At 67.7% G+C, this 19,890-nt stretch carries 9 protein-coding genes; 4 read left to right on the top strand and 5 right to left on the bottom strand.

What is annotated here, in order from left to right; genetic code table 11:
* Positions 1 to 26: 26 nt before the first annotated feature.
* Both C7C56_RS14885 and C7C56_RS14880 read left to right on the top strand, forming a co-directional pair.
* Positions 27 to 1,052 carry a glycoside hydrolase family 43 protein gene (locus tag C7C56_RS14885; protein WP_106758156.1) on the top strand — a complete coding sequence of 342 codons (1,026 nt, stop codon included), beginning with the start codon at positions 27 to 29 and terminating at the stop codon, positions 1,050 to 1,052.
* A gap of 56 nt (positions 1,053 to 1,108) precedes the next feature.
* A complete protein-coding gene (locus C7C56_RS14880; protein ID WP_106758155.1) occupies positions 1,109 to 2,059 on the top strand; it encodes a LysR family transcriptional regulator in 951 nt (316 codons plus the stop codon).
* A gap of 24 nt (positions 2,060 to 2,083) precedes the next feature.
* Here C7C56_RS14880 and C7C56_RS14875 read toward each other — a convergent pair whose 3' ends face one another.
* The 4 genes from C7C56_RS14875 to C7C56_RS14860 all read right to left on the bottom strand — a co-directional run bounded on the left by C7C56_RS14875 (position 2,084) and on the right by C7C56_RS14860 (position 7,460).
* Complete coding sequence (locus C7C56_RS14875; protein WP_106758154.1) at positions 2,084 to 3,883, bottom strand: DUF885 domain-containing protein; 1,800 nt, start codon at positions 3,881 to 3,883, stop codon at positions 2,084 to 2,086.
* 38 nt (positions 3,884 to 3,921) lie between these two features.
* A complete protein-coding gene (locus C7C56_RS14870; RefSeq protein ID WP_106758153.1) occupies positions 3,922 to 5,685 on the bottom strand; it encodes a DUF885 family protein in 1,764 nt (587 codons plus the stop codon).
* 12 nt (positions 5,686 to 5,697) lie between these two features.
* Complete coding sequence (locus tag C7C56_RS14865) at positions 5,698 to 6,852, bottom strand: branched-chain amino acid ABC transporter substrate-binding protein (protein WP_106758152.1); 1,155 nt, start codon at positions 6,850 to 6,852, stop codon at positions 5,698 to 5,700.
* A 122-nt stretch (positions 6,853 to 6,974) separates the two neighbouring features.
* Entirely contained in the window at positions 6,975 to 7,460 is a 486-nt protein-coding gene (locus C7C56_RS14860) for an Lrp/AsnC family transcriptional regulator (protein ID WP_106758151.1), read from the bottom strand.
* 154 nt (positions 7,461 to 7,614) lie between these two features.
* Here C7C56_RS14860 and C7C56_RS14855 point away from each other — a divergent pair, with 154 nt between their 5' ends.
* The gene (locus tag C7C56_RS14855; protein ID WP_106758150.1) at positions 7,615 to 9,714 is read left to right on the top strand and encodes an aminotransferase class V-fold PLP-dependent enzyme; all 2,100 of its coding nucleotides are present in this window, start codon (positions 7,615 to 7,617) and stop codon (positions 9,712 to 9,714) included.
* Positions 9,715 to 9,792: 78 nt separating this feature from the next.
* Here the strand turns inward: C7C56_RS14855 and C7C56_RS14850 are convergent, their stop codons facing one another.
* Complete coding sequence (locus tag C7C56_RS14850; RefSeq protein WP_146204494.1) at positions 9,793 to 10,230, bottom strand: hypothetical protein; 438 nt, start codon at positions 10,228 to 10,230, stop codon at positions 9,793 to 9,795.
* A 666-nt stretch (positions 10,231 to 10,896) separates the two neighbouring features.
* On the opposite strand from C7C56_RS14850, the gene C7C56_RS14845 reads away from it, so the two are divergent.
* Entirely contained in the window at positions 10,897 to 19,623 is an 8,727-nt protein-coding gene (locus C7C56_RS14845; protein WP_307719050.1) for a glycoside hydrolase family 94 protein, read from the top strand.
* Positions 19,624 to 19,890 lie beyond the last annotated feature (267 nt).

Raw genomic sequence — 19,890 nt, 5'->3', positions numbered from 1 at the left:
ATAATTATCAATATCAGGAGACAGGCATGCATAATTTTTACCGCACCACCATCGCGCTCGGAACCGCCGCCGCGCTGGCCGCATGCGCCGGCGGCGCCGGCACCGGCGCGCCCCCGGCAGCAGTCCCGGCCCCGGCCCCGCTCGCGCTGGGCAACCCCATCGTCAAGAACATTTTCACGGCCGACCCGGCCGCGCTGGTCGACAACGGCCGCGTGTACCTGTACGTGGGCAAGGACGAGGCGCCCGTGGGCGGCACCGACTACCTGATGAACGAGTGGCGCGTCTACTCGAGCTGCGACATGCGCAACTGGACCGACCACGGCTCGCCCGTGCAGTACACCAGTTTTGGCTGGGCCCGGCGCGACGCCTGGGCCGCCGACATCACCAAGCGCAACGGTAAATACTATTTCTACTCGACGGTCGACCACAAGACGATCCCGGGCAAGGCGATCGGCGTGGCCGTGTCCGACAGCCCGACCGGCCCCTTCGTCGACACCCGCGGCAGCGCCCTGATCACCAACGACATGACCAAGCACACCGACATCATGTGGGACGACATCGACCCGGGCGTGTTCATCGACGACGACGGCCAGGCCTACATCTACTGGGGCAACACGGTGCTCAAGTACGCCAAGCTCAAGGAGAACATGGTCGAGCTCGACGGGCCGATCGAGACCTTCAAGATCGACTCCTTCACCGAGGCGCCATACATGCACAAGCGCGCCGGCACCTACTACCTGACGTATTCGCGATATTTCCCCGAAGAGACGGTGTACCAGACCGGGCCGAGCCCGACCGGCCCCTGGACCTTCGGCGGCGTGATCATGGCCAAGAACGCGGTCGTCAAGACGATCCACCAGGCCATCGTCGACTTCAACGGCAAGTCCTACATCTTCTACCACAACGAGAAACTGCCGGGCGGCGGCGAGTTCCGGCGCTCGGTCGCGGTCGAGGAGATGCACTACAAGGCCGACGGTTCCATCGCCTTCGTGCCGCAGACGGCGGACGGCCCGGCCGCCAATCCGAGCCCGGGTTGCGGCGCACCGAAATAGTGCATGAAGACGTTGCGAGAGGCGGATTTCGCCATGGCGCGTGTTAACATTACGGGATGGATACACTGAACCCGAACTGGTTTTTGCGCGCCCGCCTCAAGACGCGCCAACTGCTGCTGCTGATCGCGCTCGACGACCACCGCAACATCCACCGCGCGGCCGAGGAGCTGCACATGACGCAGCCGGCGGCGTCCAAGCAGATCAAGGATCTCGAGGAGATGCTCGACGTGCGCCTGTTCGACCGCTTGCCGCGCGGCATGGAGCCGACCATCTACGGCGAGACCATGATCCGGCACGCGCGCATGGCGCTGACCAGCCTGTCGCTGGCGCACGACGACATCGTCGCGCTCAAGGCCGGCCTGGTCGGCCAGGTCGAGGTGGGCGTGATCATGACGCCCGCGATGGCCCTGCTGCCGCGCGCGATCGCGCAGGTCAAGGCGCAGGCGCCGCTGCTGCGCATCGGCGTGCATCTCGAGCACAGCAGCCTGCTGCTCGACAAGCTGCGGCGCGGCACGCTCGACTTCATGATCGGGCGCATCCTCGAGCGCGACGACAGCGTCGGGCTGATCTATGAGGAGCTGACCGAGGAGCCGGCCTGCGCCGTCGTGCGGGTCGGGCATCCGCTGCTGGCATCAACCGATCTGTCGCTGGCGGCGCTGGCGAACCTGCCCTGGTTGTTGCCGCCGCTGGGCAGCATCCTGCGCCACCGTTTCGACATGATGTTCCGCAAGGCCGGCTACGAGCCGCCGTCCAACGTGGTCGACACCACGGCGCTGCTGCTGATCACCGCACTGCTGCAGGAAACCGATTCGCTGCACGTGATGCCGCTCGAGGTGGCCAAGTACTACGTCGAACTCAATGTGCTGAGCATCCTGCCGATCGAGCTGCCCTGCAAGATGGACGCCTTCGGCATCATCCGCCAGCAGGAGCACCTGCTCTCGCCCGGCGCCGACCTGCTGCTCAAGGCGGTGCGCGCGACGGCCGCCGAGATGTACGCCGAGATGTAGGCGTAGGCCCCGCCGGGCCCGGGCCTACTTGGCCTCGGCGATCCAGCGCTCGACCTTGGCCTCGAGCAGCGACAGCGGCAGCGTGCCCTCGCCGAGCACGATCTCGTGGAATTTGGGCAGGCTGAATTTGTCGCCCAGCGCCGCGCCCGCGCGCTGGCGCAGCTCGGCGATCTTGAGCGAGCCGATCTTGTAGCCGAGCGCCTGGCCCGGCCACACCATGTAGCGTTCGGTCTCGCTGCGCGCGCTCGACTCGGGGTAGCCGAGCGTGTCGCGCATGTACTGGATAGACTGCTCGCGCGTCCAGCCCCTGGTGTGCATGCCGGTGTCGACCACCAGCCGCACCGCGCGCAGCATCTCGTCCGACAAATGGCCGAAGTAGTCCTCCGGCTTGTCGAACAATCCCATCTCCTTGCCCAGCGTTTCCGCGTACAGCGCCCAGCCCTCGGTGAAGGCGTTGTTGCCCCCGAATTTGCGGAACTTGGGCAGGTCCATCTCCTGCAGCAGCGCGATGTGGAAGTGGTGGCCCGGCTGCCCCTCGTGCAGGAACAGGGTCACCATGCCGGTGCTGCCGTACTGCTTCGGATCGTTCACCACCGACCAGAACACGCCCGGGCGCGAACCGTCGGCGGCGGGCGCGGTGTAGTGGTCCGAGGCGGTCGCGCGGCTTAATTCCGGCTCGAGGCGCAGGTCGAGCGGCGCCTTTGGCATGAGCGTGAACAAGGCCGGCAGCTTGGTCTTGAGGACCGCGTCGAGCCTGCGGTACACCGCGATCACCTCGGCCTCGGTCTTGAACGGCTTGAACCTGTCCTGCGCCGCGACCCAGGTCGGCAGTTCGGCCGCCGGTCCGGTGTAACCCATCTTTGGTCCCAGCAGCGCGAACTCGCGCTGGATGCGCGCCACCTCGGCCAGGCCGGTCGCGTGGATCTGCTCCGGCGCCAGGGTGGTCGTGGTCTGGCCGGCCACGCGCGCCAGATACCACTGCGCGCCGCCGGGCAGGGCGCTCCAGCCGGTGCTCGGGCGGCTCGCCGGCAGGTAGTCGTTCTCGAGGAAGGCCGCGAGGCGCCCGAGCGCCGGCGTCAGCCTGAGGGCGATGGTGCCGCGGTAGGCAGCGGTCAGGGCGCGCTTGTCGGCGCCCGAAAACTTGGAGGGCAGGTTCTTGATCGGCGTGTAGTAAATGCTCGCCTCGGGCGTCGGGCTGACCAGCGCTTTAAACTGGGGCAGTGCCGAGACCATGTTCGCGCGCGGCAGCACCACGCCCTGCCGCATCCCTTCGCGCATGTTCAGGATGGCCTGGTCGATCCACGCCGGCAGTTGGTTGAGGCGGTTCAGGTAGGCCTTGTACTGCTTGACGTTGGTCAGCGCCTGCGCCGCCTGGCCGCCCGCGTAGTTGGCCAGGTTGACCGGCATGCTGTCCATCTGGTTCAGCGGCAGCAGGTGCTCGGGGAAGCGCTCGAACGTGAGCGCGGTCTTGAGCTCGTACGCGAGGATGTCGTAGTTGGTCTGGTCGGCGCGCGCCAGTTTCGCGCGCGGGATCGATTGCAGGGTGGCGGCGAATTTGCGGTAGCGGTCGAACTGCGCGAGCCGCTCGAGCGGCGCGATGGTCATGCCGATCTGGTCGTCGAAGCGGTTGTCGCCGTTCTCGCTGGCGCCGACCGGATCGAAGCGGGCCAGCGCCTCGTAGTAGTGGGCGGCCAGCAGGTCGAGCTGCTTCTTGGCGGGCGCGGCCGCTTGCACGATGGACGAGGGCGCGGCCAGCGCCGCGCCCGGCGCGATCGCAAACAGCAGGGCGGCGCCGACGGCGCCGGCGAGGAGTGATTTTTTCATGTGTGGTCCGGTTGTCTGCAATGGAGGCGTCGGGGATGTCAGGGATAAAAGCGCCAGCCGGCGGCGAAGTCGCGCTTGATTTTCTCGCCCTTGAGGCGCGCGCGCACCAGCTCGACGGGCAGCATCCCACCCTCGAGGATGCGGTCGTGGTACTGCAATTGGGTCATCGCGCCGCCGTCGACCAGTTCGCGCCTGAGCGCGCGCATTTGCAGCGCGCCGATCATATAACCGGCCTGGTACAGGGGAGGGTAGTCGCCGTTGAACGAGCGGCGCACCTCGGCGCGCGCGTTGTCGGGCTCGTGGCCGACGCGTTCGACCAACATCGCCACCGCCTGCTCGGGCGTCAGTTTGCCAAGGTGGAAACCGAGCGAGAACAGGATGCGCGCGGCGCGGTGGTTACGCCAGAACATCATGCCGATGCGGTCCTCCGGCTTGGCCGCGAAGCCGCGCTCGTAGAGCAGCATCTCCCAGTACACGGCCCAGCCCTCGACAAAGAACGGCGAATCGAACAGGCGCCGCTGCGGCTGGTGGCGATCGGCCATGAACAACTGCAGGTGGTGGCCGGGAATGAGCTCGTGGTGCACCACCGCGCGCGCGAAGTGCGGGTTGTTGCCGCGCATGCTCATGAGCTTTTGGTCATGCGTCATGTCGTCGGTCGGGTAGGCCACGAGGATCGTGTCGCCGCCCAAAAAGAAGGGGTTGGCCAGTTGTCGCTCGACCGACAGCATGTCCATGCGCCAGCTGCGGCGCGCCACCTCGGGCACCGTCACGAGCGCGTTGGCGGTGACGTAGTCGGTCGCCTCCTTGGCCAGCATGCGCACCATCGCGGTCTGCTCGCCCGGCTTGACGTACTGGTTTTTTACCTTGTCCATGGCCGCGTGCCAGTCGTCGCCAAAGCCCATTTCGCGCGAGGCGCGGCGCAGTTCGGCCTCGCCCCAGGCCAGCTCCTTCTCGGCCAGCGCCATCAGCTCCTCGGGTGTGTAGGCGATCATCTCGCGTTGCAGCGCGCTGACCAGGCCGGCGCGCCCGACCGGGTCGCCCGTCACATTGAGCAGCGTGGCCGAGCCCTTGCCAACCAGCCGCTCCCCGAGCATGGCGGCGTAGTCGGCCAGCGCCTTTTCGAGCTCTGCGTAGGGCCGCTTGATCCACCAGCTGAACTGCGGATCGAAGCCGCCATAGTAGGCGTTCCATTGTTTCAGGTCGAGCGCGCTCGCGCCCAGGATCTGCAGCGCGCGGTTGGCCATGTTGCGGCTGGCCAGCGGACGCGCCGAGGCATGGTCGTCGCCCTCGACCAGCGCCAGTTGCGCCTTGCGCACCGCCAGCACCGCCGTTTGCAGTTGGGCCGCGCTGGCCTGGCCGTCCTGCGCCTGCATCAGGCGGCGCGCCTCGGTCAGTTCGATCAGCGGCCGCACGAACGGCACCAGCGGCTCGGCCTCGCGGAAGCGCGCTTGCCGCGCCTGCTGCTCGCGCAGGGCGAAGCCGATCTGGTTGTTCAGCATGATCCAGTCGATGCGGTCCTCGACCCCGAAGCCGTCGAACGGCAGCGCCGCCAGCGCGACCTGCCACTGGCGGTAGAACGATTGCAGTTCGGCCGCGCGGGCCGCGCCGTGGCGCACCGTGTACAGGTGCTCGAGGCTGGCCAGGTCGAGGCGGAAGCGCTCGACCAGCGCGGGCATGGCCTGCTGCGACGGCGCGAGGGCGTGCATGGGGGGCGCCAGCGAGGGCGCGGCCGCCGGCGCCGCATGGGAGGAACAGGCTGCCAGCGTGGCCGCGAATAAAACGGTGGTGCGCAATGCTTGCATGCGGGCCCCGGGTTAGTAGCTCGCGAGCGCCACCGGCGCGCCGTTCTTGAAGGTGTAGATCGTCACCGGCGATTGCCTCATATTGCCCTTCGCGTCATAGGCGTAGGTGCCGGCCACGCCCTTGTAGCTGCTCGCGTGCAGGGCCACGCCGACCACGGACGGGTCGAGCGAATTGGTCTTGCGCATGGTCTCGGCGATGAACATCATCTGGTCGTAGAAAGCGGGCGCGTAGACGTCGGCGGCCTGCTTGAAGCGCGCCTTGTAGCGGGCCTGGAAGGCGGCGCCGGCGGTTTTTTTGTCGAGCATCGCGCCGCCCTGCGCGCACAGCACGTTGGCGCCGACGGCCGCGCCGCCGAGCTTGGCCATCTCGGGGCTGCACAGGGTGTCGCCGCCTAGCAGGCGCACGTTCAGGCCGAGTTGCTTCATCTGGCGCGTCATCGGCGCGCCCTGCGGCGCGTAGCCGCCGAAGAAAATCGCGTCGACCTTTTTCGCCTTGAGCGAGGTCAGGATGGCCGAGAAATCGGTCGCCTTGTCGGTCGTGAACTCGCGGCTGGCCACGGCCATGCCCGATTTTTTGGCCTGCTTGATGAATTCGTCGGCGATGCCCTTGCCGAACGCGGTGCGGTCGTCGATGACGCCGATGCGCTTGATCTTGAGCTCGCGCGCCGCGTACGAGGCCATCGAGGCGCCGATCTGGGTGTCGCTGGCGATGATGCGGAACACATTGTTGTAGCCGTTCTTGGTCACGTCCGGGTTGGTGCCGACGGTCGACATCAGCATGCCGGCCTCGTTGTAGATGCGCGAGGCGGGAATCGCCACGCCCGAGTTGTAGGGGCCGAGCACGAAGCGCACGCGCGCGTCGGCCAGCTTTTGCGCCACGCTCACGCCGGCGCGCGGGTCGCCCTGGTCGTCCTCGGAGACCAGCTCGAACTTGAGCGTCTTGCCGGCCACCTTGATCGGCTTGGCGTTGAGCTCCTCGAGCGCGAGGCGCACGCCGTTTTCATTGTCCTTGCCGGCAAACGCGTTCGCGCCCGACAGCGGCCCGCTCACGCCGATCTTGACCGTTTCGGAGTTGGCGCTGGCGGCGCCCGGGAGGCACAGCAGGGCGGCTGCGGCGAACGGCATAAGCTTGTGGGACAGCTTGAGGGACAACTGGCTGGGCGACATGCGGATTCCTTTGTTAACAGGGCAGGGAGGAGAGGGCGGGGAGGAGAGGGCAGAAACAAGGACAGCAATAGGGAAAGAAAGGGGGGATGATCTCACGATTTGACGCGGCAAATATTCGGTTTTCAGCCCTGCAGGCCGTGCGAAATCAGTTCGAGCGGCAGGGCCGTGGAGTATTTAATCTGTTCCATCGAAAAAGCCGACGAGACGCCCGTCAGCTGCGCCGTCTTGATCAGTTTTTTATAAAAGCGGTCGTAGCCGTCGATGTCGGTGGTGACCACCTTGAGCAGGTAGTCGATGTCGCCGCTCATGCGGTGGAACTCGAGCACCTCGGGCAGCGCGACCACGGCGGCGGCGAAGCGCGCCAGCCATTTTTCGTCGTGCAGGCTGGTGCGCACGCTGACGAACACCGTCACCGGCAGGCCGACCTTGTGGCGGTTGACGATGCTCACGCGGCTCTCTATATAGCCTTCCTCCTCGAGCCGCTTGACCCGCTTCCAGCACGGGGTGCTCGACAAACCGATCTTCTCGCTCAGAGCGGCAATCGAGAGCGAGGCGTCGTTCTGCAGGGCCGACAAAATGGCGCAATCGAACCTGTCTAGTTGATTCATTCCTGAATTTGCCATGGCGAAGTATGTTTGTGCTAAAAATGGAGTCAAGAAAGCATATTGAGTGACGTTTTTACCGCTAGTGATCGGTAATATACTACTGCCCCTTCCGCAACGGCAGAATAATTTTCCCCATACCTCCCTTATGCACTCCCTTATGCAAGCTGAAATCTACCTCGACGCCAACGCCACCTCGGCGGCACTGCCCGCCGCGCTGGCCGCCGCCGCGGCCGCGCTGAGCGATTGCTACGGCAATCCGAGCAGCACGCACGGCGCCGGCATCCGGGCCAGGGCGATGCTCGACGCGGTGCGCGCGCGCGCCCGGCGCGTGCTGGGGGCGGGCGCGGGGCAGGTGGTCTTCAACAGCGGCGCGACCGAGGGCATCCAGACCGCCGTGCTGTCGGCGCTGTGGGCGTTGCGCTCGCGCCAAGCCGCCGGCGAGGCGGCCGGCAGCCTGCTCGTGTATGGCGCGACAGAACACAAGGCCGTGCCCGAGAGCTTGGCGCACTGGAACGCGCTGCTCGGCACCGGGCTGGAGCTGCGCGCGCTGCCGGTCGACGAGAACGGCCTGCACCGGCTCGACGTGCTGCGCGATCTCGCGCCGCGGGCCGCGCTGGTGTGCACCATGGCGGCCAACAACGAGACCGGCGTGGTCTCGGACCTGGCCGGCATCGAGGCGGTGCTGCGCGACTGCGCCGGCGGCGCGCTGTGGATGGTCGACAGCGTCCAGGCGCTTGGCAAACTGCCGCTGGCGCTGGCCGCCACCCGCATCGACTACGCGCCGTTCTCGGGCCACAAACTGTACGCGCCCAAGGGCGTGGGCATGCTGTATGTACGCGAGGGCGCGCCCTTCACGCCGCTGATGGCCGGCGGCGGCCAGGAGGCCGGCCTGCGCGCCGGCACCGAGAACATGTCCGGCATCGCCGCACTGGGCGCCGTGCTCGGGGCGATCGAACAGGGCGGCGTGTTGCGCGGCCACGACGAACTGGCGAGGTACCGCGAACAGCTGGCCGATGCCTTGCGGGCGGCCCTGCCGGGCATCGTGTTCAACGCCCCGTTCGAAGGCACTTTGCCGACCACACTGAACTTCTCGGTGCCGGGCTTTGCCAGCAAGGAGCTGCTCGACCTGTTCGACGCGGCCGGGGTGCGCATCAGCTCCGGCTCGGCGTGTTCGTCGGCCAAGGCGGCGCCCAGTTACGTGCTCGAAGCGATGGCGCTGCCGGCGTGGCGCAGTTCGGCCGCGCTGCGCATGTCGTTCGGGCCGGCGGCCGATGCGGCGTTCATCGACGCCGCCTGCATGCGCATCGCGCATTGTGGCCAGGCCCTGCGCGCCGGCCACCTGCTCGCGCTGGAGGCGGGCGACGGCGTGCTGCAGTTGTGGTCCGAGGGCGCGTGCAGCTGGCTGCTGCTGGACCGGGCCAGCCGCGCAGGCATCGTGATCGACCCGCTGCCCGAGCTGGCCGCGCGTATCGCCGCGCTGCTGCGCTCCCAAAATTTCGGCGTGGCCGCGGTGCTCGCGACCGGCGCCTCGCCCGGTGTCGCCGCAGGCCGCGCGGCGCTGCTGGAGGAGCTCACCGAGGCCGGGGTGCCGCATCGCTGCGCGGGGAGCGACGCGATGGGCTGGCCGGCCTGCCACGACCAGGTGCTGTTGGGCGACGGCGCCAGCGCCGGGGCGCTCACGCATGGCACGCAGGTGCTCGCGCGGCTGCGGGATGGCCACGCGAACAGCTATTTGTTGGGCCGGGCGAAGGCCGGCAGCATGGCGGCCGACGCGGCGCGTTTCGTTTTTTGCGGGGCCGACCGCGAGTCGGTGCGCCGGCTGGCCGCGCTGGCCGGGCCGGAGACCATCGTGTGCCGCGCGGTCGACCCGTTCAACGAGGTGTGCAGCACCATGCATGCCGATCTGCAGTCGCTGGAGAAGCGCCAGGCAGCGGCCGGCATCGATGCGGAGATCGACCTCGACCCCGGCGCGCTAAGTGATTTCTTTGCGACCCATCCGGACGCGCTGCTGGTCGACGTGCGCGAGCCGTGCGAGCGCGCCGTCGATATGGCGCCGGCATGGGAAGGCAGGGATGTGCTCGGGGTGCCGTTGTCGCGGCTGTCGGAGCAGTTGGCGCATTGGCTGCGCGGCGAGCAGCGTCCGATCGTCTTTTTTTGCCGAAGCGGCAACCGCAGCGTGCGCGCGGCGCGATGCCTGCACCGCCTCGGCTATCGGAATGCATGGCACCTGGCGGGAGGTCTCGCGCTGGCTGCCTGATTGTTTAAAGTTTAATTCCGTTGAGCGGTCTATCCGAAGGGATGGTCCGCTTTTTTTTACGCCGAGCTATTCATTTATCTATAACTGGGGCCCACGTTCAACAAAATTGCATAGCTCGGCGGCGCGGCGGTAGAGCGACGCCCTTCGCAGTTGTGACAATCGCGCCAGCATGGCTGCGACGGGGGAGCAACGCACATGGCTGACATTGCCGCGGCGGCGCGGGTTGCGGCGGCGCTCGGTGCGCCACGACGGCGCGTAGCTGGCGACCGGGGCGCCGAACATGCCGACGCCGGATCTTGTTGCCGGGCGGCACAAGCACAGACGCTTGCGGCCCCACAAGCTGAGTGTGTGAATGGTGAGCAAGGCCTCGATTGCGAGGTTGACCAGCAGCGGCTTGTTCTGGTCGGCGAGGCGGACGCCGGCGGCGAAAGCCCAGTCGCGTAAATCAGCAGTGGATGTCGAGAATTGGTTCATGGCGTCTGCGATCTTTAGTTGCGGATCGGTTTTGTTATTCAATGACTTCATTAGACGTTAAACAAGTACTTTTCCGTGTGGGAAGTCCTCCTAAGCCCATGTAGGCGCACATCCCGTCGAGCCCGCTTACCGCGCCTACCCCATCCCATTCACCGTCTCCGCGCTGCAAAAAACGAAATATTACGCAACCGGGGTCTGAGAGGCTGAGAGTCTTTCGATCATGCCCGCTCATCACGCCAGAAAGCGCCAGTTCGTCGTTGCAAATGCTCGCCATAGCCCGCTATGGCTGTGCTTTGCGCCTCGATCTGCCGCTTTCTGGCGGGCTGCTCGGACACGCCCGAAAAACTCTCAGCCTCTGACCCCACTTATGAAACATTCCTAAAGTGGGGTCAGACCCCGGTTGCGGAACATTGACCGGCGCCATCGGGCTTTTATGAGGTCTACATAGCAGGACTCGCCGCCGGCGTGCATTCAAAAGCGAAAAATTACGCAACCGGGGTCAGACCCCGGTGTGGTGCTCGCCTTCGGTGGGGGCTGACAGGCACTAAGATTTTGCTGTGTACGCTGGCGCACGGTGCGATCGGGTATTGCTCACTATCATGGGGACAGCCGTGCGGTCTGCCTCATCACCCGGCTTTGACGCGCACCCGGTCGCATTCCGCTGTCTCGCAGTGGTTTGGATTTTCACGCCCCAACGCGAGGTCCGTTTTGAACGAAGAGAACACAATCCTGTCCGATACGCTTTATCCGTGGCAAAACATCGCCCGCCGCACCCGCGAGATTCACGACGAATCGCCGCTGCGCTCCGAATTGTTCAGTGCCGCCCAGATGGCGATGCACGGAAAACATCTTGCACAAAGGCATACGCTGAGCAAGGTAGGCGGCCCCGACCGTCTGCTGCCGCGCCTGACCGAAAACGCCGATCTGATCGCCAAGACCTGCTCCGAACTGACCGCCGCCATCAAGGCCGGGCGCCAGATCACGCCGGCCTCCGAGTGGCTGCTCGATAACTTCTACCTCATCGAGGAACAGATCCGCACGGCCCGCCGCCATCTGCCGAAAAATTACAGCAAGGAACTACCGCGCCTGTCCAACGCCGACGCCGAGGGCATCCCGCGCGTCTACCAGATCGCGCTCGAGATCATCTCCCACGGCGACGGCCGGGTCGACCCCGAAAGCCTGTCGCGCTTCGTCGAGGCCTACCAGAACGTGGCCGCCCTCAAGCTCGGCGAGCTGTGGGCGATCCCGATCATGCTGCGCATCGCGCTCATCGAGAACCTGCGCCGCGTCGCCGCGCGCGTCTACGAGAACCGGGTCCAGCGCGACCTGGCCGGCAACTGGGCCGACCGCATGGCCGAGACGGCCGAGAAGAATCCGAGCGAGCTGATCTTGCTGGTGGCCGACATGGCCCGCTCCGGCCCGCCCATGACCAGCGCCTTCGTGGCCGAGCTGTCGCGCCGCATGCAGGGCATGAGCCCGGCGCTGATGCTCGCGCTCCAGTGGGTCACCATGCGCCTGGCCGATTCGGGCCAGACCATCGAGCAGATGGTGCAGCTCGATATCGGCCAGCAGGCGGCCGACCAGGTCTCGATCAGCAACAGCATCGGCAGCCTGCGCTTTCTGGGCACGATGGATTGGCGCGAGTTCGTCGAGACCATGAGCCCGGTCGAGGCGGTGCTGCGCGGCGACCCCTCCGGCACCTACGGCAAGATGGATTTCGCCACCCGCGACAACTACCGCCACGTGATCGAAAAGCTCGGCCGCCGCTGCCGCTGCCGCTGCAGCGAGGTCGAGATCGCCGAGCAGGCGCTCGCGCTGGCGCAGGAGAACCGCGACCTGGCCGGCGGCGGGCTTGACCAGCGCCGCCGCCACGTCGGCTACTACCTCGTCGGCGCCGGCCTCGATCAGCTCGAGCGGCGCCTCAAGCCCGACTTCGCGGCCGGCCCGGCGATCGCCAAAACGGCGCGCTCGGCACCGCTGACGACCTACCTCGGCGCGATCGGCGTGTTCACCGCGCTGTTCACCGCCAGCGTGGTGCTGCACGCGCGCGACGGCGGCACCGGCGGCGCGCTGCTTTGGCTGGTCGGGATCCTCGGCGCGTTCGGCGCGACCCAGCTCGCGATCGCGCTGGTCAATTTCATGGCCACCCAGCTCACCCGCCCAAGCCCGCTCGCTCGCATGGACTTCAAGCTCGGCATCCCGTCGGACGCGCACGCGATGGTGGTGGTGCCGACCCTCATTCACAGCAAGGACAACGTGGCCGCGCTGGTCGAGGCGCTCGAAGTGCGCTTCCTGGCCAACCGCGACCCAAACCTGCGCTTTTGCCTGCTCACCGATTTCACCGACGCCGAGCGCGAGACCATGCCGGGCGACGACGAGCTCGTCGAGCTGGCGCGCCAGGGCGTGGCCGCGCTCAATCTCAAGTACGGCAACGAGCCCGACGCCGACCCGGCCGCCGGCCCGCGCGCGTGCGGACCGTTCGTGCTGCTGCACCGCCCGCGCGTCTGGAGCGCCGGCCAGAGCGCCTGGATCGGCTACGAGCGCAAACGCGGCAAGCTGGCCGCGCTCAACGCCTTCCTGCGCGGCGGCGCGCGCGACAAGTTCTCGGTCGTCGAGGGCGACACTTGCGGCCTGCTCAATGTGCGCTACGTGATCACGCTCGACACCGACACCCAATTGCCGCGCGACGCCGCGCGCCAGTTCATCGCCACCATGGCGCACCCGCTCAACCAGCCGCAGCTCGACGCGGCCGGCACCCGCGTGATCGACGGCTACGGCATCCTGCAGCCGCGCGTCAACGTGTCCCTTCCCGGCGAAACCGCCTCCGCCTACGAGCAGCTGTGCGGCGGCGAGGCCGGCATCGATCCCTACACGCGCACCGTCTCCGACGTCTACCAGGACGTGTTCTACGAGGGATCCTTCATCGGCAAGGGCATCTACGAGGTCGACACGTTCGAGCGCGTGCTCGGCGAGCGCCTGCCCGAAAACAAAATCCTCAGCCACGACCTGCTCGAGGGCTGCTATCTGCGTGCCGGACTGCTCAGCGACGCCCAGCTCTACGAGGCCTACCCGGCCCGCTACAGCGAGGACGTGGGCCGGCGCCACCGTTGGATCCGCGGCGACTGGCAGCTGGCCGGCTGGTTGCTGCCGACCGTGCCCGCCGCCGCCGGCAAGCGCGAGAAGAACCCGCTGTCGATGCTGTCGCGCTGGAAGCTGTTCGACAACCTGCGCCGCAGCTTGGTGGCGCCGGCCCTGACCGCCCTGCTGCTGCTGTGCTGGGCGCTGCTGCCGGCGCCCGCGTTCTGGGGCGCCGCGGTGTTGTCGGTGGTGTTCCTGCCGGCGCTGGTCAACGCCATGTTCCACCTGACCGGCAAGCCGCACGACGTCCTGTGGCGCCAGCACTTCGCCGGCTTTTTCAGCGCGGCCGGGGTGCACGTCACGCACGCGGTGCTGATGATCGCCTTTTTGCCGTACGAGGCGTATTTCAGCCTCGACGCGATCGTGCGCACCGGCTGGCGCATGCTGGCCTCGCGCCGCCACTTGCTGGCCTGGCGCGCCTCGGGCATCGCCCCCGCCAGCGGCTCGCTGCCGCGCAACCTGGCCGACATGTGGTTCTCGCCCGCGTTGGCGGCGGGCACCGCGCTCGGGCTGTGGCTCATCAACCCGTCGGCGCTGCCGGCGGCCGCCGTGATCTTGCTGCTGTGGTTCTGCGCGCCGGCGATGGCATGGTGGATCAGCCTTCCGCAATCGCGCGCGGCGTCCAAGCTGACCTCCCCGCAGACCGTGTTTTTGCAGGCGCTGGCGCGCAAGACCTGGCGCTTCTTCGAGGACTTCGTGGGCGCCGGGGACAACCATCTTCCGCCCGATAACATGCAGGAGCATCCGGTGCACGTGGTCGCGCACCGCACCTCGCCGACCAACATCGGGATGTCGCTGCTGGCCAACCTGACGGCCTGGGATTTCGGTTTCATCGGCCTGCGCCAGCTCATCGCGCGCACCGGGAACACCTTCGCCACCATGGAGCGCATGGAGCGCCACCAGGGCCACTTTTACAACTGGTACGACACCCAGACGCTGGCGCCGCTGCATCCGCGCTACGTGTCGGCGGTCGACAGCGGCAACCTGGCCGGCCACCTGATCACGCTGGCCCCCGGCTTGGCCGGGCTGGCCGACCAGCCGATCGGCCCGCGCCACCGGCTCGACGGCATCGCCATCACGCTCGGCGTGGTGGCCGAGCACGCGACCGACGCCGGCCCCGGCGTGGCCGCCGCGCTCGAGGCGATGCGCAAGCAGCTCGCGCCCGAGCGCCTGGCGGACGCCGGCACGCTGCCCGGCATGAACACGGCGCTGGCGCGCCTGTGCGAGTGCGCCGACGCCTTGACGGCCGTGCTCGGCCCCGCGCCCGAACCGGCGCTGCGCGAGTGGGCCGACAAGCTCGCCGCCCAGTGCCGCGAGGCGCGCGCCGAACTGATCGAGCTGGCGCCGTGGATGGAGGCCGACCAGCAGGACTTGGTCGACTCGAGCCTGACGCGCATGCCGACGCTGCGCGAACTGGCCGCCTTCGACCTGATGGCCAGCCCCGGCTCCGACCTCGCGCCGAGCGAGCGCGAGCGCCAGCAGGCGCTGCACCAACTGGTGGCGCTGGGCAGCGCGCGCGCGCGCGAACGCATGGCCGCGCTGGCGCAACTGGCCGAGCGCGCGGGCGCGCTGGCGCGCATGGAGTTCGGTTTCATGTACAACCCCACGACCAACCTGCTTGCGATCGGCTACAACGTGACCGACCGCCGGCTCGACGCCAGCTACTACGACCTGCTCGCCTCCGAGGTGCGCCTGTGCAGTTTTGTGGGCATCGCCCAGGGCCAGTTCCCGCAGGAGCACTGGTTCGCGCTGGGACGCCAGTTGTGCGTGATCGGCGGCGAACAGATGCTGCTGTCGTGGAGCGGCTCGATGTTCGAGTACCTGATGCCGCTGCTGGTCATGCCGAACTATTCGAACACGCTGCTCGACCAGACCTACCGCGGGGTGGTCGCCGCGCAGATCGAATACGGGCGCCAGCGCGATGTGCCGTGGGGGATCTCCGAGTCCGGCTACAACACCACCGACGCCAACCTCAATTACCAGTACCGCGCGTTCGGGGTGCCGGGCACGGGCCTCAAACGCGGCCTGGCCGACGACCTCGTGGTCGCGCCCTACGCCAGCATGCTCAGCCTGATGGTGGACCCCGACGCCGCCTGCGCCAACCTCGAACGGATGGCGCAACTCGGCTTCATGGGCAAGTACGGCTTCTACGAGGCGATCGACTACACAACGGCGCGCCTGCCGCGCGGCCAGAATTTCGCCGTGGTCCGCTCGTTCATGGCGCACCACCAGGGCATGGGCTTCCTGGCCCTGAGCTACCTGCTGCACGGGCGCCCGATGCAGCGCCGCTTCGAGTCCGACCCGCAGATGCAGGCCACCCTGCTGGTGCTGCAGGAGCGGGTGCCCAAGGTGGGCGCGGTGCGCTCGCACGGCGACGACGCCGCCGGCCTGCGCGAGACGCCGCCCGAGTCGGTGCTGCCGATGCGGATCGTGGGCCACACCAGCACCGCGCAGCCCGAGGTGCAGCTGCTCTCGAACGGGCGTTACCACGTCATGGTCACCAGCGCCGGCGGCAGCTACAGCCGCTGGAAGGACCTGGCCGTGACGCGCTGGCGCGAGGACGCGACCTCCGACAACTGGGGCAATTTCTGCTACGTGCGCGACGTCGTCGATGGCCAGTTCTGGTCCACCACCTACCAGCCGACCCTGGTCGAGCCGAACAAATACGAGGCCATCTTCAGCGAGGGGCGCGCCGAATTCCGGCGCCACGACCGCGGCCTCGACCTCTACACCGAGGTCGTGGTCTCGCCCGAGGACGACATCGAGATGCGGCGCACCCGCATCACCAACACCTCGAATGTGACGCGCTCGATCGAGTTCACCAGCTACGCCGAGGTGGTGATGGCGCCGGCGGCGGCCGACTCGGCCCATCCGGCGTTCAGCAAATTGTTCGTGCAAACCGAAATCCTACGCAACGAGAACGCCATCCTGTGCACGCGCCGCCCGCGTACCAAGGACGAGCAGATGCCGTGGCTGCTGCACCTGATGACGGTGCACGACGGCGTGCTGCTCGACGCCTCGTTCGAGACCAGCCGCAGCCAGTTCCTGGGCCGCACCAACAGCACGCTGGCGCCGCAGGCGCTGCGCGAGCCGGGCCCGCTGGCCGGCGCCGAGGGCTCGGTGCTCGATCCGGTGGTGGCGATCCGCTACCGCGTCACGCTCGCGCCCGACCAGGTCGTCACGCTCGACGTGGTCACCGGCATGACCGAGACGCGCGAGGGCGCGCTGCACCTGATCGACAAATACCAGGACCGCAACCTGGCCGACCGCGTGTTCGAACTGGCCTGGACCCACAGCCAGGTGGTGCTGCGCCAGCTCAACGCGAGCGAGTCCGACGCCCAGCTTTACAGCCGCCTGGCGAGCGCCGTGATCTATCCGAACGCGGCGCTGCGCGCCGATCCGTCGGTTTTGATCCGCAACCAGCGCGGCCAGTCGGGCCTGTGGGCCTACGCCATCTCGGGCGACCTGCCGATCGTGCTCATGCAGATCAAGGACCCGGCCAACATGGAGCTGGCGCGCCAGATGGTGCAGGCGCACGCGTACTGGCGCCTCAAGGGACTGGTGGTCGACCTGGTGATCTGGTACGAGGACCAGTCGGGCTACCGCCAGCTGCTGCACGACCAGATCATGGGCCTGATCGCCTCCGGCATCGACGCCCAGGCGATCGACCGGCCGGGCGGGATCTTCGTGCGCCTGCTCGACCAGATCTCGAACGAGGACCGGGTGCTGATGCAGTCGGTGGCGCGCGCGATCGTGTCCGACAGCCGCGGCACGCTGGCCGAGCAGATCAAGCGCGGCACGTTGGCGCCGCCCAAGCTGGCGCCGCTGGCGCCGCTGGCGCCCGAGCAGCGGGTGCCGGCCTGGCAGGCGCGCGCCGGCATCCCGGCCGTCAAACACGAACTGATCCTCGAGAACGGCCTGGGCGGCTTCACGCCCGACGGGCGCGAGTACGTGATCCGCACCGACGGCGCCACCCGCACCCCGGCGCCATGGGTCAACGTGCTGGCCAACCCCAATTTCGGCAGCGTGGTCTCCGAAAGCGGGCAGGCCTACACCTGGAGCGAGAACGCGCACGAATTCCGCCTCACCCCGTGGGACAACGACCCGGTGTCGGACCGCAGCGGCGAGGCGTTCTACATCCGCGACGAGCAAAGCGGCAGGTTCTGGTCGCCGGCCGCGCTGCCGGTGCCGTCAAGCAGCCAAATCACGACGCGCCACGGCTTCGGCTACAGCGTGTTCGAGCGCACCGAGGAGGGCATCCAGAGCACCCTGTTCACCTTCGTCGCGATGGACGCCTCGGTCAAGTACACGGTGATCAAGCTGCGCAACGACAGCGACGCCACGCGCCGCCTGTCGGCCACCGGCTACGTCGAGTGGGTGCTGGGCGACCTGCGCGCCAAGTCGTCGATGCACGTGACCACCGAGGTCGATCCGGTCAGCGGCGCGCTGTTCGCGCGCAACGCCTACAACACCGAGTTCTGCGGGCGCGTGGGCTTCTTCCACGTCGAGGCGCAGAACCGCTCGGTGACGGCCGACCGCACCGAATTCATCGGCCGCAACCGCGGCCTGGCCAATCCGGCGGCGATGGCGCGCGCGCGCCTGTCGGGCAAGGTCGGGGCCGGGCTCGATCCGTGCGCGGCGATCCAGGTCGGGTTCGACCTCGAACCGGGCCAGGAGCGCGAGTTCGTGTTCATGCTCGGCGTGGGCGGGCGGCGCAACGCCGACGCCACCGGCATGATCAAACAATACAGCGGCAGCGGGGCGGCCGCGCAGGCGTTCGCCAAGGTGCGCGCGCACTGGGAGCACACGCTCGGCGCGGTGCGCATCGAAACGCCCGACCCGGCGCTCGACGTGCTGGCCAACGGTTGGCTGATGTACCAGACCATCGCCTGCCGCATGTGGGCGCGCAGCGGCTACTACCAGTCGGGCGGCGCGTATGGCTTCCGCGACCAGCTGCAGGACGCGATGGCGATGATCCACACCGAGCCGCACCTGCTGCGCGAGCACCTGCTGCTGTGCGCGGCGCACCAGTTCGTCGAGGGCGACGTCCAGCACTGGTGGCATCCGCCGTCCGACCGCGGGGTGCGCACCAAGTGTTCGGACGACTACCTGTGGCTGCCGCTGGCCACGCACCGCTACGTGGTCGGCACCGGCGACGCCAGCGTGCTGGCCGAGCACGCGCCGTTCCTCGAGGGCCGCATGCTCAAGCACGACGAGGAGTCGCTGTACGACCTGTTCCCGCACACCGGCGACACGGCCGACCTGTACGAGCACTGCGTGCGCGCCATCAAGCGCGGCCTGCGCTTCGGCGAACACGGGCTGCCATTGATCGGCACCTGCGACTGGAACGACGGCATGGACCGGGTCGGCAACGAGGGCAGGGGCGAGAGCGTGTGGCTGGCGTTCTTCATGTTCGAGGTGCTGCAGCGCTTCGCCGAGGTGGCGGTCCTGCACGGCGACCCCGCCTTCGCCGCCAGCTGCCGCGAGGAGGCGGCCACGCTGGCGCGCAACGTCGAGCAGCACGCGTGGGACGGCCAGTGGTACCGGCGCGCCTACTTCGACGACGGCACCCCGCTCGGTTCGCACAGCAACGACGAATGCCAGATCGACTCGATCTCGCAAAGCTGGGGCGTGCTCTCGGGCGCGGCCGACCCGGCGCGCACCGCCAGCGCGATGAAGGCGGTCGACCAGCGCCTGGTGCGGCGCGACTTCGGCCTGGTGCAGCTGCTCGATCCGCCGTTCGACGACGGCAAGCTCAATCCGGGCTACATCCGCGGCTACGTGCCGGGGGTGCGCGAGAACGGCGGCCAGTACACGCACGCCGCGATCTGGACCGCGATGGCGTTCGCCAAAATGGGCGACGGCGAAAAGGCGTGGGAGCTGCTCAACATGATCAACCCGGTGCGCCACGGCGACACGCCCGAGGCCAGCGCGCTCTACAAGGTCGAGCCGTATGTGGTCGCCGCCGACGTGTACGCGGTGGCGCCGCACGTCGGGCGCGGCGGCTGGAGCTGGTACACCGGCTCGTCGGGCTGGATGTACCGCCTGATCATCGAGTCGCTGCTCGGGGTGAACCTGGCGGCCGACCGCCTGACGCTGGCCCCGCACCTGCCGGCCGGCTGGAGCGGCTTCAAGCTCGACTACCGCTTCCGGAAAACCGTTTATACGATTTCCGTCACGCCCGGCCCCGAGCCGCGCATGGTGGTCGACGGCGTCGACCAGGCCGACCGGGTCATCATGCTGGTCGACGACGGCCGCGCGCACGACGTGCGCCTGCAACTGGTGCGCAAGGAGTAAGGCCGGGGTCAGACCCCGGGTCTGACCCCATTCCGTCGCGACGCAATATTGTCAAAAATATCGAGCCGGAAATGTTCAATTCTGGACATTTTCATCATTTCCGCCACACACGGAAAAATATCATTTCTCCACGCCAAGCACGGGTCGGTACCGTGCTTGCGCCCCAGCATCCCCCGCTCCCCGTTGTCGAATTGCCCATCAGTAAAAGACATGCTCTTTCCATCAACTTATATCAATTAAGAATGAATTTACAAGGTAAATCGAATT

This window comes from Massilia glaciei (genome assembly GCF_003011895.2).
GTDB lineage: Bacteria > Pseudomonadota > Gammaproteobacteria > Burkholderiales > Burkholderiaceae_D > Telluria_A > Telluria_A glaciei.
This window is presented reverse-complemented; position numbering and strand designations above follow the sequence as displayed.